The organism is Lysinibacillus sp. NPDC096212 (assembly GCF_044763105.1).
Classification (GTDB): Bacteria; Bacillota; Bacilli; order Bacillales_A; family Planococcaceae; genus Lysinibacillus.
Genome location: NZ_JBIWFQ010000015.1, coordinates 1 through 14398, shown reverse-complemented (window position 1 = coordinate 14398; position 14398 = coordinate 1). Strand labels below are relative to the sequence as shown.

The window sequence follows — 14398 nt, the reverse complement described above, 5'->3', positions numbered from 1 at the left end:
TTTTGGATATTTTAGTGCTTGAAATGACGTACGCCAGTGAATACCATCGCAATGCCGTATTCATTCGCTTTATCGATTGAATCCTGATCTTTGATAGAGCCACCTGGTTGAATAATGGCTGTAATACCAGCCGCTGCAGCTGCTTCTACAGTATCGCTCATTGGGAAGAATGCATCTGATGCTAATGCTGCACCTTTTGCTTTTTCGCCCGCTTGCTCAAATGCGATTTTAGCTGCTCCAACACGGTTCATTTGACCAGCACCAACGCCAAGTGTCATTTGAGAATCTGTCACAACGATAGCGTTAGATTTAACGTGCTTCACAACTGCCCAGCCAAGTTGTAATGCTTCCCATTCTTGTGCTGTTGGTTCACGGTCTGTAACAACTTTAATATCTGCATTAGAAAAACCGTAGCGATCTGGTTCTTGTACAAGAAGACCACCTTCAACTGATACAACATTGAATTTGTCTTGTTTTGCTTGCTCGAAAGGAATTGTTAATAAGCGAATATTTTTCTTCTTCGTTAAAATATCAAGTGCTTCTTGAGAGAAAGCTGGTGCGATGATAATTTCTAAGAAGATATGGCTTAATTTTTCAGCAGTTGCTGCATCTACTTCCATATTTAAAGCAATAATACCACCGAAAATAGATGTTTGATCTGCTTCATACGCTTTATCAAACGCTTCTTCTAATGTTGCGCCCGTTCCAACACCACAAGGGTTCATGTGCTTTACAGCTACTGCTGCAGGCATTTCAAACTCTTTGACAATTTGCAATGCGGCATTACCGTCTTGAATATTGTTGTATGATAATTCTTTACCATGTAATTGCGTAGCATAAGCTAATGAAAAATCTGAGCCTAGACGTTTTTGATAGAACGCTGCTTTTTGATGAGGATTTTCACCATAGCGTAAGTTTTGTTTTAATTCATATGTCATTGTTAAGCTCTCTGGGAACTCTTCTTCTGTTAAGTAGTTTGATATATATGAATCATAAGCGGCTGTGTGACGGAAAACTTTTGCAGCTAACTTACGACGTGTTTCAATTGTCGTAGCACCATTAGCTTTAAGTTCCTCTAATACATTCGTATAGTCATTGCTATCCACAATTACTGTTACATATTGATGGTTTTTTGCTGCAGAACGTAACATTGTTGGACCACCGATATCAATATTTTCGATAGCGTCATCCCATGTTACATTAGGCTTTGAAATTGTTTCAACAAACGGATAAAGATTAACACATACAATCTCAATTGGCTCAATTCCATGCTCATTCATTTGTGCTTGATGAGAAGCATCGTCAAACTTTCCTAATAGTCCACCGTGAATCATTGGATTTAAAGTTTTTACACGACCATCTAAAATTTCAGGGAATTTAGTTACTTCATCTACTGCTGTTACGGCAACATTATTGTCTTGTAACATTTTTTTCGTACCACCAGTTGATAAAATTTCATAACCTAATGCTACTAGTTCCTTTGCAAATTCTAAAATACCATCTTTATTGGAAACACTGATTAATGCACGTTTAGTCACAACGAAATCCTCCTAATTTTTATCGTGTTTGCCACGAATATGTCATGCTATTATTGGTGGGACAGAGTTAAGTTTTGATTAAGCACTCAGACCTAACTCTCTCATCGATCCATTACTTTAATAATTGCTGTAAAGCTTTTGTATATAGCCCATGCTCTTCCTTATGAATGGCCGTTTCTGTTGCCTCACGGTCACCTTCAACAACTTGAACTGCCGATTGGGCAATAATAGGTCCTGTGTCCATACCTTCATCTACAAAATGGACGGTTACACCTGTTATCTTAACTCCGTGTTCCATTGCTTGACCAATGGCATCTTTACCAGGGAAAGCCGGTAATAGTGAAGGGTGAATATTCACGATGCGCTGTGGGTATGCAGTTAGTAATACTTCACTAATTAAGCGCATATAACCTGCAAGCACGATCCATTCTACATGACTTTCATGGAGAGCCTCGATAATAGCAGTCTCGTAATCTGCTTTTGAAGAAAACTCTTTCGGACTTAAAGCTAGCACTGGAATACTATAGTTCTCAGCACGTGTCACTACAAATGCACTAGGCTTGTCTGTGACAACAAGTTCGATCTTTGCATGTAGTTCACCACGCTCAATGGCCTCTTGAATAGCTTGAAAGTTACTGCCGCTACCTGAAGCAAAAACGGCAATTTTAGTTGGTGCCGTCATTACACTAAACTCCCATCATGTGAGCCATTGAATACAACACCCTCGCCTTTCACAACGCGACCGATTTTGTATGCTTTTTCACCATTTGCTTCTACTGTAGCAAGGACTTTATTTACTTCATCAGCAGGTACAGCTAATACGAAGCCAATACCCATGTTAAAGACATTATATAAATCCTTGTCCTCTAACTGGCCTTTTTCTTTTAAAAACTCGAAAATACGTAAGACAGGCCAAGATCCTAAGTCAATTTCAGTTGCTAAACCTTCTGGCATCATACGTGGTAGGTTTTCATAAAAACCACCGCCAGTTACATGTGCACAGCCATGAACGTCTGCTGCTTTTAAAGCTGCAAGCACAGGTTTCGCATATAATTTTGTTGGCACTAACAAAGCTTCCCCAATAGGACCAAGATCCCCGTAGCCTTCCACAATCGAATCAACTGCGTAATGATTATCTGCAAAGACAATTTTTCGCACTAATGAGTAACCGTTTGAATGCACCCCACTTGAAGCAATACCAACAAGCACGTCACCCTCTACGATGTTCTCGCCTGTTACGATGGCAGATTTTTCACAAGCTCCTACTGCAAAACCAGCTAAATCATACTCATCTTCTTCATAAAGACCTGGCATCTCTGCCGTTTCTCCACCGATTAATGCCGCACCAGATTTCACACAGCCATCTGCAACGCCCTTTACAATTTGCTCAATTTTCGCTGGCTCTGCCTTGCCAAGCGCTACATAATCTAAAAAGTACAATGGCTCAGCACCTTGCGCTACGATATCATTGACGCACATCGCAACACAGTCCACGCCAATCGTGTCGTGCTTGTCCACCATAAACGCTAACTTTAGTTTTGTCCCAACACCATCAGTACCTGAAATAAGAACAGGTTCCTTAAGATTTAGTTCTGACAAGTCAAACATACCACCAAAACCACCGAACGTGCCCATCACACCTAGACGGTTTGTACGTTCAACGTGAGACTTCATTCGTTTTACGGCTTCGTAGCCTGCTTCAATATTTACACCTGCTTGTTCATATGCTTTTGACACGCAGAGTTCCTCCTTATCATCCAAATCGCCTTGGCACATCTGAATCTAGATTCGTCATCATCGCTAGACGTGTTTAGATGTTTTTCTTAACGTAATAGTTCTTTTTCATGCGGTAAGATTGTATCTGGGAAAATTTCTGTTGGATATTTACCTGTAAAGCATGCTAGGCATAATCCACGGTTTTCATCTTCATATGGTCTTGCAATCGTCTCCACCATACCTTCAACGGAAAGGAATGTTAGTGAATCAGCTCCTATAACATCACGTATTTCATCTACATTGTGGCTAGATGCAATCAATTCTTCATGTGTGGAAGTATCGATCCCGTAATAGCAAGGATCCGTCATAGGTGGCGAAGAAATCACAACATGAACTTCTGCCGCCCCTGCATCTTTTAACATTTTTACAATACGTCGTGAAGTTGTACCGCGAACGATTGAATCATCCACCATCACTACTCGTTTACCTTTTACGACTTGAACAACTGGAGAAAGCTTCATTTTCACACCGCGTTCACGTAGTTCCTGTGTCGGCTGGATAAATGTACGACCTACATAACGATTTTTAATAAGACCTAGCTCATACGGAATGCCACTTTCCTCTGCAAAGCCGATTGCTGCTGAAATACTTGAATCAGGCACACCTGTTACAACATCAGCTTCAATATGTGCACATTCACGAGCAAGCTGTTTACCCATACGTTTACGCGCCATGTGGACATTAATACCATCAATATCAGAATCAGGACGTGCTAAATAAACGTACTCCATCGCGCACATTGCACGTTTATCCATATCTACAAAACGATCAGATTTTACACCCTCATCGTTAATAATTAATAACTCACCAGGTTCAACAGATCGAACAAATTCTGCACCTATTAAATCAAATGCACAAGTTTCAGAGGCTACAACCCAACCATCTCCTAGCTTCCCAAGAGATAATGGACGTAAACCATGTGGATCACGTGCAACAAGCATTTCATCTTTAGTCATAATTAAGAACGAATACGCACCTTTTAATAAAGATAGGGCATTTTTCACCTTCGCACGGAATGGTGAATGCGAGCTTTTCTTAATAAGATGCGCTAACACTTCAGTATCGGAGCTAGAATGGAAAATACTGCCTTGACGCTCTAAGTACTGTTTTAAGTGCGTTGCATTGACTAAATTACCGTTATGAGCAATTGAAAGGCTACCAGTTGAGGAGTGGAATAATAACGGCTGTACATTTTCAATACCGCCACCTCCAGCAGTCGTATAACGGACATGGGCAATTGCTGCTTTTCCGTCCACTGCCTTTAATTTCTCTTCGTTGAAAACATCATTAACTAGTCCTTCGCCTTTCACCGCGCGAAGATGCTGACCGTCAGAAACGACGATCCCAGCACCTTCTTGGCCACGATGTTGAAGAGCATGAAGCCCGTAATAACTAAGGTGTGCTGGATTTGAGTTGCCCCAAATACCAAACACCCCACATTCTTCGTTTAAGCCTCTGAGTTCAGCAAGCATGGGATTGCTCCTTTCCAATTAGAACGGAATTCCTCCACTGTACCTTCTACAAGCACACCGTTGTCACCGTTGATTTTAACAAGCGCATCGTTTGTTACGACACCGATTTTCATTGCGTCTTTTACAATTTCTACAAATGCAGCTGCATTTTCTTCTTTCACTGTTACAACGAAGCGAGATTGTGTTTCACTGAATAATGCTGTTGTAGCAGAGCCTGTTAATGTCACATCAAGACCTAAGCCATTTGCGCCAAATGTTGTTTCAGCAAGCGCAACTGCAAGACCACCTTCTGCTACATCATGTGCAGATTGTACGATTCCAGCTTTAATCGCTTTAAGCAATGCTTCTTGACGTGCAGCTTCAATTTGTAGGTCAATAGCTGGTGCTTTCCCTGAAATAACCCCATTATTTAATAATTTTTGAAGCTCCGAACCACCGAACTCAGTTTTTGTATCGCCGATCACAAATACTACATCACCAGCAGCTTTTACTTCTTGAGTTGTCACATGAGCTAAATCTTCAATTAGTCCAACCATACCGATTGTTGGTGTTGGGTAAACCGCTTCGCCAGAACGCTCGTTATAAAGAGATACGTTACCGCCGATTACTGGTGAATTCAATGCTGTACAAGCGGCTGAAATACCATCAGCTGATTTTTCAATTTGCCAGAAGATTTCTGGTTTCTCAGGATTACCGAAGTTTAAGCAGTCAGTAATCGCTAATGGTGTACCACCAGATGCTACGATATTACGAGCCGCCTCTGCTACAGCAATGGCACCGCCAACCTCTGGATCTAGGAAAATATAACGAGAGTTACAGTCAGTAGTCATCGCTAAACCTTTGTTCGTACCGCGGACGCGAATCACTGCTGCATCAGAACCTGGTGCAACGACTGTTGATGTACGTACTTGATAATCATATTGATCGTAAACCCACTCTTTTGAAGCAACTGTTGGTGCTTTTAAAAGTGCATTTAATGTTTCTTTGTAATCTGTTACCACTGGTTCTGTGTTTTCCATCGCTTGGAACTCAGCATAGTAAGCAGGCTCTGCAGATGGTTTATGATAAACTGGCGCATCTTCTGCAAGTGCATCAGCAAGTACTTCAGCTACAACTTCACCATTATGTAATAGGCGTAGCATTTTATCATCCGTCACGCGACCAATTGCCACAGCATCTAAATCATATTTATCGAAAATCGCTTTAATTTCATCTTCGCGACCTTTTTTCACAACAAGTAGCATACGCTCCTGAGATTCAGATAACATCATTTCATATGCTGTCATGCCTGTCTCACGTTGAGGTACTAAGTCTAAGTTCATTTCTACACCAGAGCCAGCTTTAGAAGCCATTTCTGCTGATGAAGAAGTAAGACCAGCAGCACCCATATCTTGAATACCTACTAGCGCGTCAGATTTTACAACTTCTAAACATGCTTCAAGTAAAAGTTTCTCCATAAATGGATCTCCTACTTGTACTGCTGGACGTTGGTTCTCAGATTCTTCTGTTAACTCTTCAGATGCAAATGTTGCACCATGGATACCGTCACGACCTGTTTTAGCTCCCACATACATGACTGTATTCCCTACACCAGCCGCGATTCCACGTTGAATATCTTTGTGGTCGATTAAACCTACACACATTGCATTCACTAGTGGGTTGCCTTCATAACAAGGATCGAATTGAATTTCGCCACCTACTGTAGGAATCCCGATACAGTTACCGTAACCTGCGATACCAGCAACTACTTCTTCAAATAAATATTTACCACGCGCTGATTTTAATTCGCCAAAGCGTAATGAGTTTAGCATCGCAATTGGACGTGCACCCATTGAGAAAACGTCACGGATAATACCACCAACTCCTGTAGCAGCACCTTGATAAGGCTCAATTGCTGATGGGTGGTTATGTGATTCCATTTTAAATACAACTGCTTGTTCGTCACCAATATCTACGATACCAGCACCTTCACCTGGACCTTGTAAAACTTGTGGACCCTTTGTAGGGAATTTACGTAATACTGGTTTAGAATTTTTGTATGAGCAGTGCTCAGACCACATTACTGAGAAAAGACCTGTCTCTGTCCAGTTTGGTAGACGTCCTAAAATACCTTCTACCATTGCAAATTCTTCGTCTGACATCCCCATACCAGCGTATAATTTTTGATCTTTAATTTGCTGTGCTGTTGGCTCAAACTTAGTTGTTGACATGATTTTCCCTCCACTGCTTCACAATTGATTTAAATACTGCTAGACCGTCTGCTCCGCCCACCAGTGCATCAACAGCTCGCTCTGGGTGAGGCATCATACCTAGTACATTGCCGCGCTCGTTTATAATCCCTGCGATATCTTCTAAAGAACCGTTTGGATTTTCGCCTGAGTATGTAAACACGATTTGATTGTTATCTTTTAATTGTTGTAAAGTTTCCTCGTCACAGTAGTAGTTACCTTCACCATGTGCGATTGGAATATTGATTATTTGGCCTTGCTCATATTGATTTGTGAATAATGTATTATTGTTTTCAACTTTAAGCTGGATTGTACGACACATGAATTTCAAATTTTTGTTACGAAGTAATGCACCTGGTAATAAACCTGCTTCAGTTAAGATTTGGAAGCCATTACATACTCCTAATACCGGCTTACCAGCATCCGCTGCCTTCTTAACCTCTGCCATAATATTAGATTGGTTGGCCATCGCACCACAGCGAAGATAATCCCCGTATGAGAAGCCTCCTGGTACTAAAATGCCATCAAAGCCACTTAAATCTGTTGCTGTATGCCATACATATTCTACTTCTTCACCTAGCTCGTCTTTAATCGCATGATACATATCGATATCACAGTTTGACCCAGGGAAAACGAGTACTGCGAATTTCATGATTAGTTAGCCTCCTCGACTTCGTAGCGATAGTCTTCGATTACAACGTTAGTTAAAACCTTTTCACACATTTCTTTTACTAGAGTATCAATATCACGTTCTGTATCTTTAATTGCTAGTTCAAGATATTTACCGATACGTAAATCTTCTACTTCAGCGTAACCCATTTTCACTAAAGAACCTTGTACAGCTGAACCTTGTGGATCAAGAATGCTCTCACGTAATGTCACGTAAATTTTAACTTTTTTCATTGTTATTTGCCTCCGAGTCTAGAAAGTATAATAGTATAAACTTCTGTTAAATTACCAAGGTCTCTACGAAAGACATCTTTGTCTAACTTTTGCTTTGTAGTTGCATCCCAAAGTCTGCATGTATCTGGTGATATTTCATCTGCCAGTAGTACATTTCCATCATCATCGCGTCCGAACTCTAATTTAAAGTCAATTAGTGTAACGTTGACATCTGCAAATAGTGGCTGCAACACTTTGTTCACTACAAGTGCACCATCATAAATGGCTGTCACTTCCTCAGGTGTCGCAAGATCAAGTACGTCAATATGCTCCGTAGTAATGAGCGGATCGCCTAGTTCATCGTCTTTATAATAAAACTCAACGATTGGGCGTTTTAATGGTGTACCTTCCTCAAAGCCAAGACGTTTCGCTAAGCTACCTGCTGCTATATTACGAACTACGACCTCTATTGGAATAATATCTACCTTTTTTACAAGCTGCTGCGTATCAGATAATTGTTTTACGAAATGTGACGCAATTCCGTTTGCTTGTAATTTTTCGAAAATTAGAGAGGTAATGCGATTGTTTAATACGCCTTTACCTTCAATTTCTTCTTTTTTCTCACCATTAAATGCTGTTGCACTATCCTTGTATTCAACGAGTAACACATTTGGCTCCTCTGTTGTATACAATTTTTTTGCTTTACCTTCATACAAAAGTTGACCTGTAGTCATTTCGTTACTCCCCCTGATATTATGAAATACACGCGTATTGTTCAGAATTGAATCGTACGTAACGATTCAATTCTGTAACATCCGCTAGTGACTCTACTTAGTTAAGTCCAAGACGCTCAAAAATCATATCTACATGCTGCAAATGGTAGTTGTAGTCAAAGCAATCATCTAACTCTTCCTTCGTTAAATACGATGTAATTTTTTCACTTGCATCGACTAACGTACGGAACTGAACTTGCTCGTCCCACGCCTGCATCGCTAAAGGTTGTACTGTATCATACGCTTCCTCACGCACTAACCCTTTATCGATAAGTGCTAATAGGATACGTTGAGAGTAAATTAAACCAAAAGTGCGACCCATATTACGTTTCATGTTTTCAGGGAATACAGTTAAGTTTTTCACAATGTTACCGAAGCGATTTAACATATAGTTAAGTGTAATCGTTGCATCCGGTAAAATAACGCGCTCTGCAGATGAATGTGAAATATCACGCTCATGCCATAATGCTACGTTTTCATAAGCCGTTACCATATAGCCACGCATTAAACGTGACATACCAACCATGTTTTCAGACCCGATTGGGTTACGTTTATGAGGCATCGCTGACGAGCCTTTTTGACCTTTTGCAAATGCTTCCTCAACTTCACGCGTTTCAGATTTTTGCAAGCCGCGAATCTCTGTTGCAAATTTCTCAATTGATGTTGCGATTAATGCCAACGCACCTAAATATTGAGCATGTCGATCACGTTGTAATGTTTGAGTTGAAATAGGTGATGCTGTAAGTCCTAATTTATCGCATACATATTGCTCAACTTTAGGATCGATATTGGCATATGTTCCAACTGCTCCAGACATTTTTCCTGTTTCAATTACTTTTGCCGCAGCATCAAAGCGTTCTAGGTTACGCTTCATTTCTTCATACCATAAACCTAGTTTTAAACCGAAAGTTGTTGGCTCAGCATGAACACCATGTGTACGTCCCATCATAACCGTATGCTTATGCTCTTTCGCTTTTGCTGCAATAATATCAATGAAATTCACGATGTCTTTGCGTAAAATATCATTCGCTTGTTTAATTATATAAGAAAGAGCTGTATCAACTACGTCCGTAGAAGTTAAACCATAGTGCACCCATTTTCGCTCTTCACCAAGCGTCTCAGAAACGGCACGAGTAAATGCTACAACATCATGACGTGTTTCTTTTTCAATCTCTAAAATACGATTTACATCAAATGAAGCATTTTCACGAATTTTAGCTACATCCTCTTTCGGAATGTCTCCAATTTCTGCCCAAGCCTCACATGCTAAAATTTCAACTTCTAGCCAAGCTTGATATTTATTTTGTTCTGTCCAAATTGCGCCCATTTCGGGTCTTGTGTAACGTTCGATCATTGCGTTTCTCCTTCTATTCTGACCAAATGCCAGAACTCTCGATTTGTTGTAGTGTTTCTTCTAAGTTTTTTGTCATAATCGTTACGTGGCCCATCTTACGGTTCACCTTAGCTTCAGCTTTCCCATAAAGATGTATAGACCATTCAGGATATTTAGCAATTGAGTTACTAAGTGGCACGACATGCTGCCCTAAAACATTTATCATAATAGATGGTGCCCAAAGTTGTGGTTTACATAATGGCCAACCACAAACTGCACGTATATGTTGATGGAACTGTGAAACGTTACATGCTTCTATAGAATAGTGACCTGAATTATGAGGTCTTGGTGCTAATTCATTAATAATGATTCCACCATCTTCTAATACAAACATTTCTACAGCTAATGTCCCTACTAAATTTAGATAATCAGCAATTTTCAAGGCTTCTCGCTCTGCAGTCAGTGATGTTTCCTCTTTTATACGAGCTGGTACGATCGTTTCATGTAAAATATGATGCACATGAATATTTTCTCCAACTGGCTGACAATATGATTCACCATTACCGTTTCTTTGAACAATGACAGACACCTCTTTAACGAAAGGTACAAATCCCTCAACAATACATTGTGAATGAGAGAAAAGCTCTTTTGCTAACGGTAGGTCTTCTGCAGATTTTAAAAGCTGCTGCCCCTTGCCATCATAGCCACCTCTTGCTGTTTTGACTATACAAGGATAACTAATCCTATCGATATTGGCTAGTAATTCTTCATATGTATTTACAACCAAATAAGGGGCTACCGGACAACCTGCGTTCACAATCGCTTCTTTCTCAGTCACACGGTCTTGTGTGATGCGTACTAGCTCTGCTCCTTGTGGGACGTAAGCCATTTGTGTTAAACGTTTTAAGCCTTCATAATCGATATTTTCAAATTCATACGTTATAACGTCACTTACCTCGGCAAGTTCTTCTAAAGCTGCCTCATCATCATATGGGGCTACAATACGTACATCCGCAACCTGTCCACCTGGTGAATCCATTGATGGTTCAAGAACGGCGATTTTAAAGCCTGCTTCTTTAGCAGCAAGCGCCATCATACGGCCAAGCTGACCTCCTCCGATAATACCTATCGTCTGCCCGGGATAAATTATCTTTGTCACACTAAGTCACCTGTGCTTTCCAGTACTTGTTGCTTTGTGGCTTCACGTCTAGCATCTAGTTTATTAGCAAGCTCTACATCTGTTGTCGATAAAATTTGCGCTGCTAGCAAGCCTGCATTCGTCGCTCCCGCTTTGCCAATCGCTACTGTTGCTACAGGTACACCACCAGGCATTTGAACGATTGATAATAAAGAATCAAGACCGTTAAGAGCACGGGATTGCACAGGTACACCGATTACCGGTAACGTTGTTTTAGCCGCTACCATTCCAGGTAAATGCGCAGCTCCACCTGCACCAGCAATAATTACTTGAATACCTCGCTCACGTGCTGATTCTGCATACTCAAACATTAAATCAGGCGTACGATGTGCAGATACAACTTTTTTCTCGTACGGTACCTGTAATTCATCTAAAATATCACATGCATGTTTCATTGTTTCCCAGTCACTTGAACTCCCCATAATGACACCGATTTTCGGATTCATGATTGTCGCTCCTTCTTAACGTTAGAAAAATGATCAAATATTTTATAGCTACATTTTTTACTTTTTATAACAAAGAAAATCCTCAAATAAACTACTCCCTACCATACACGTGAAAGCAGTTTACTTGAGGACTTATTATGAAAAGAATATGCAAATGTACATTTCTGCACATACACCTTCCCGTAACATGCCAAAAGTGCTTTCCCGCATAGTCCAGCATTTACGGTGCCGGGTAGAGACACTAGAGCCAATTCTCTAGCATATATGTGGGATTTATTTGTTTTTCCTTCTCATATTTTAACAAGTCATTCCATTATAGTCAACTAGAAATGCGAACATTTTATTTTAGTCGTTTATAAACGTTCGGATTTAAGTGAAAATTACTCAGAATCTTGCCATAACATCGCTTTAAATTGTATTTTTTGACGTAAATACGTTGGTTCTCCATTGACTAAGTGAAAAACCGGTTCTTCTTTTCTTCCCACTGCCATATAACCATCTCGACGCATTCTTGCCAAACAATCTTCAATTGATTCATTTTCTTCTACTTCATACCAAATTTGTTTTTTTCCCAAATCTTTCTTCCTTTCGATCTTGTATCCAATAATTTTTCCTCTTATGAGTTTCATTATACCTTGAGATCCTTCATTTAGTATGTATGATTTATTAATGAAATGCTCTTCACCCTATCGTAGGGTTGATTTCTGTTTCGACTGGGTGCTTTTCTGGGGGCAGCAGCTTTTTTTTGCTCGAAAGGTAGTGCAACGTAGCGGCATATGGGGTTATCGATGGGGTAGTATATAGCAATTATGGGTTTACTTATGGGGGGACTCTCGGTTAAGCGGATAGATTGTTGCTGTTAATACATAAAGACCAAGTTAATCCTGCACATTTTGTAGATTAACTTGATCTTTATATTTTGATTTTTCGTAAATCCTTCTTCAACTAAAGCAACCGCTAGTTGAGGAAGGAATTTATTTTATTAATTGATTGAACTATAATATCAGGTCTATCAATATGTATTGAATGACTGGCTCCTTGTGCGATTATATATTTACTATTTGAAGTAAGATTAACTTGATTCATAATAAGTTCTTGCCACTTTTCTTCAAATAACCTTAACTCCCACTCTGGTAAACCTTCCATAGTACCTAACTTAATGTTATGCTCTTTATCTCGGCTAATAACAATTAAAGGTATATCAGGGTATACCACCAAATTCTTTATAATATCTCCGTCCCTCTTCCAGTTGCTAATTTCAGAATACATTGCTTTATATAGAGTAGGGTTTATCCGGAAATTTATTAAGCGTTTTTGAATATCATTCGGGAGTAGCTTTTGTTCTTTTGTTAGAGTAGGGTTAATAACTTCTCTTAATTCTTCCCTTTTCATTTGAGAATAAGAACGACATTTTTCCATCCAAAATTCATCGGTTGCTCCTTCATTCAGAACAGGTAAATTCAAGTCATCTAAAACCTTTAAATCAACAGAAGTTGAATCTACTAATACTATTCCAGCAACCTTTTCAGGATGCTTTTTCACAAAATGTTGTACACATAACCCACCATAGGAATGACCAACTAATACTACGGGTTCAGATAATTTAAGTAAATGTATCATCTCTTTTACTTCGTTTACGACTGTTTGTGTATTACGGACTTCGTTATGAATTTCACTTTCGCCTAGCCCTGGTCTATGGAACATTATAACTCTATTTGTTTTACTTAATGACTCTGTCACTTCATACCATTCATCGAATGAACAACCCATTCCTGTAAGGATAATTATTGGTGTACCATTTTGCCCTTTTTGAAGTATCTCAATCTTATTTTGATTTATTATTAAAAATTGACTAATTTTACTCACCTCTTTGTTTAAATATCAATTAATTATATTGTTTTACTATCCTGTGCCGTTAGTTGAAAAAAGAGCTGCCTATGCAACTCAATGATCTTCAAGTAAAGCACCCGTTAGCCATCCATGTAGGGCAAAAACCAGGGATACACCACAGAGAATGAAAGATTATTTCGTTCTTTTCATGGGAGTTCAACAAGGAATTATAATGACCTTATACACACATTCCTAAATTCTGTAATATTTTTTGTAAAAATTCAGAACTTTTTCTACATTAAAATCCTCAAAATCTTCTTTACATTTCTGTAAATAGCTTAGTTCTTTCTTTGCCTCTAAAGTATCAATTTTATTGAGATAACCCAGTGTCTTTTCCAATCCTGCACCACATAATAGTTGAACATCAATATTACAATGTGTATCAAAGTCCTTTTCCTTTGCTCTCCAAATTAACAGAGTATCGTCAACACATCCTAAAGCAAATAATTGAATACATAGTGTTTTTAAGTATTCATTATCTTCCGATGATTCATTCTCTATTTCTTCTTTTAATAAATTTCTGATTCTATCCACAAAATCTATCTTAGGTACTAAATCGAAAATTTTTAAAAGTTCTTCAGTTTTATCCATAAATCACAGTTCCCCCATGTTTCCATTTGAATAAATATTCTCTCCTAAAATCATTGTACTCCTTCTTGAACTAAACTGCACCGTTAGTTGAATAGCAACAATCTTTTCGAAAAGAGCCTTTTTTTATTATGTTATAAAACAAAAAAAGCCGAGGAATAAATCCTCGACTTTTTAAGTGCCTAGCGACGTCCTACTCTCACAGGGGGAAGCCCCCAACTACCATCGGCGCTAAAGAGCTTAACTTCCGTGTTCGGTATGGGAACGGGTGTGA

At 39.3% G+C, this 14398-nt stretch carries 14 protein-coding genes, 1 rRNA gene and 1 riboswitch; all 15 genes read right to left on the bottom strand.

All coding sequences use genetic code 11. The features are described from left to right. Positions 1 to 11 precede the first annotated feature (11 nt). The gene (gene purH / locus ACIQ7T_RS15290) at positions 12 to 1538 is read right to left on the bottom strand and encodes a bifunctional phosphoribosylaminoimidazolecarboxamide formyltransferase/IMP cyclohydrolase (protein WP_370079173.1); all 1527 of its coding nucleotides are present in this window, start codon (positions 1536 to 1538) and stop codon (positions 12 to 14) included. Between the two features lie 112 nt (positions 1539 to 1650). Beyond that, positions 1651 to 2220, bottom strand: a complete 570-nt coding sequence (gene purN / locus ACIQ7T_RS15285; RefSeq protein WP_370079171.1) for a phosphoribosylglycinamide formyltransferase — start codon at positions 2218 to 2220, stop codon at positions 1651 to 1653. Further along, the gene (gene purM, locus ACIQ7T_RS15280) at positions 2220 to 3275 is read right to left on the bottom strand and encodes a phosphoribosylformylglycinamidine cyclo-ligase (protein WP_370079169.1); all 1056 of its coding nucleotides are present in this window, start codon (positions 3273 to 3275) and stop codon (positions 2220 to 2222) included. The genes purN and purM overlap by 1 nt, the downstream gene beginning before the upstream one ends. A gap of 86 nt (positions 3276 to 3361) precedes the next feature. Next, a complete protein-coding gene (gene purF / locus ACIQ7T_RS15275; RefSeq protein ID WP_370079167.1) occupies positions 3362 to 4786 on the bottom strand; it encodes an amidophosphoribosyltransferase in 1425 nt (474 codons plus the stop codon). Then, positions 4762 to 6996 carry a phosphoribosylformylglycinamidine synthase subunit PurL gene (gene purL / locus ACIQ7T_RS15270; RefSeq protein WP_370079165.1) on the bottom strand — a complete coding sequence of 745 codons (2235 nt, stop codon included), beginning with the start codon at positions 6994 to 6996 and terminating at the stop codon, positions 4762 to 4764. The genes purF and purL overlap by 25 nt, the downstream gene beginning before the upstream one ends. Continuing rightward, positions 6983 to 7666 carry a phosphoribosylformylglycinamidine synthase subunit PurQ gene (gene purQ / locus ACIQ7T_RS15265; protein WP_337988657.1) on the bottom strand — a complete coding sequence of 228 codons (684 nt, stop codon included), beginning with the start codon at positions 7664 to 7666 and terminating at the stop codon, positions 6983 to 6985. Before purQ ends, purL begins: the two co-directional genes overlap by 14 nt. Positions 7667 to 7668: 2 nt before the next feature. Beyond that, entirely contained in the window at positions 7669 to 7917 is a 249-nt protein-coding gene (gene purS / locus ACIQ7T_RS15260; protein WP_079562648.1) for a phosphoribosylformylglycinamidine synthase subunit PurS, read from the bottom strand. A gap of 2 nt (positions 7918 to 7919) precedes the next feature. Beyond that, positions 7920 to 8630, bottom strand: a complete 711-nt coding sequence (gene purC, locus ACIQ7T_RS15255) for a phosphoribosylaminoimidazolesuccinocarboxamide synthase (protein WP_370079161.1) — start codon at positions 8628 to 8630, stop codon at positions 7920 to 7922. A 97-nt stretch (positions 8631 to 8727) separates the two neighbouring features. Then, complete coding sequence (gene purB / locus ACIQ7T_RS15250) at positions 8728 to 10023, bottom strand: adenylosuccinate lyase (RefSeq protein ID WP_402871332.1); 1296 nt, start codon at positions 10021 to 10023, stop codon at positions 8728 to 8730. A 13-nt stretch (positions 10024 to 10036) separates the two neighbouring features. After that, positions 10037 to 11161, bottom strand: coding sequence for a 5-(carboxyamino)imidazole ribonucleotide synthase (purK, locus tag ACIQ7T_RS15245; RefSeq protein ID WP_370079157.1), 1125 nt, complete (start codon positions 11159 to 11161; stop codon positions 10037 to 10039). Beyond that, positions 11158 to 11646, bottom strand: a complete 489-nt coding sequence (gene purE, locus ACIQ7T_RS15240) for a 5-(carboxyamino)imidazole ribonucleotide mutase (RefSeq protein WP_370079155.1) — start codon at positions 11644 to 11646, stop codon at positions 11158 to 11160. The genes purK and purE overlap by 4 nt, the downstream gene beginning before the upstream one ends. Before the next feature lie 189 nt (positions 11647 to 11835). Then, positions 11836 to 11934, bottom strand: a riboswitch (purine riboswitch). Positions 11935 to 12026: 92 nt separating this feature from the next. Continuing rightward, entirely contained in the window at positions 12027 to 12221 is a 195-nt protein-coding gene (locus ACIQ7T_RS15235; RefSeq protein ID WP_370079153.1) for an NETI motif-containing protein, read from the bottom strand. Positions 12222 to 12603: 382 nt separating this feature from the next. Beyond that, on the bottom strand, positions 12604 to 13512 hold the full coding sequence (locus ACIQ7T_RS15230) for an alpha/beta fold hydrolase (protein WP_402871327.1): 909 nt from the start codon (positions 13510 to 13512) through the stop codon (positions 12604 to 12606). Between the two features lie 216 nt (positions 13513 to 13728). Continuing rightward, the gene (locus tag ACIQ7T_RS15225; protein WP_370079149.1) at positions 13729 to 14127 is read right to left on the bottom strand and encodes a hypothetical protein; all 399 of its coding nucleotides are present in this window, start codon (positions 14125 to 14127) and stop codon (positions 13729 to 13731) included. 177 nt (positions 14128 to 14304) lie between these two features. Continuing rightward, positions 14305 to 14398: ribosomal RNA gene (gene rrf, locus ACIQ7T_RS15220) — 5S ribosomal RNA — on the bottom strand; the annotation flags it as partial.

Excerpts from the sequence above, each read along its gene's own strand:
- purS (WP_079562648.1), bottom strand. The coding sequence starts at position 7,917 with ATGAAAAAAGTTAAAATTTACGTGACATTACGTGAGAGCATTCTTGAT.
- purF (WP_370079167.1), bottom strand. The coding sequence starts at position 4,786 with ATGCTTGCTGAACTCAGAGGCTTAAACGAAGAATGTGGGGTGTTTGGT.
- ACIQ7T_RS15225 (WP_370079149.1), bottom strand. The coding sequence starts at position 14,127 with ATGGATAAAACTGAAGAACTTTTAAAAATTTTCGATTTAGTACCTAAG.
- purN (WP_370079171.1), bottom strand. The coding sequence starts at position 2,220 with ATGACGGCACCAACTAAAATTGCCGTTTTTGCTTCAGGTAGCGGCAGT.
- purE (WP_370079155.1), bottom strand. The coding sequence starts at position 11,646 with ATGAATCCGAAAATCGGTGTCATTATGGGGAGTTCAAGTGACTGGGAA.
- purQ (WP_337988657.1), bottom strand. The coding sequence starts at position 7,666 with ATGAAATTCGCAGTACTCGTTTTCCCTGGGTCAAACTGTGATATCGAT.
- purC (WP_370079161.1), bottom strand. The coding sequence starts at position 8,630 with ATGACTACAGGTCAACTTTTGTATGAAGGTAAAGCAAAAAAATTGTAT.
- purB (WP_402871332.1), bottom strand. The coding sequence starts at position 10,023 with ATGATCGAACGTTACACAAGACCCGAAATGGGCGCAATTTGGACAGAA.
- purL (WP_370079165.1), bottom strand. The coding sequence starts at position 6,996 with ATGTCAACAACTAAGTTTGAGCCAACAGCACAGCAAATTAAAGATCAA.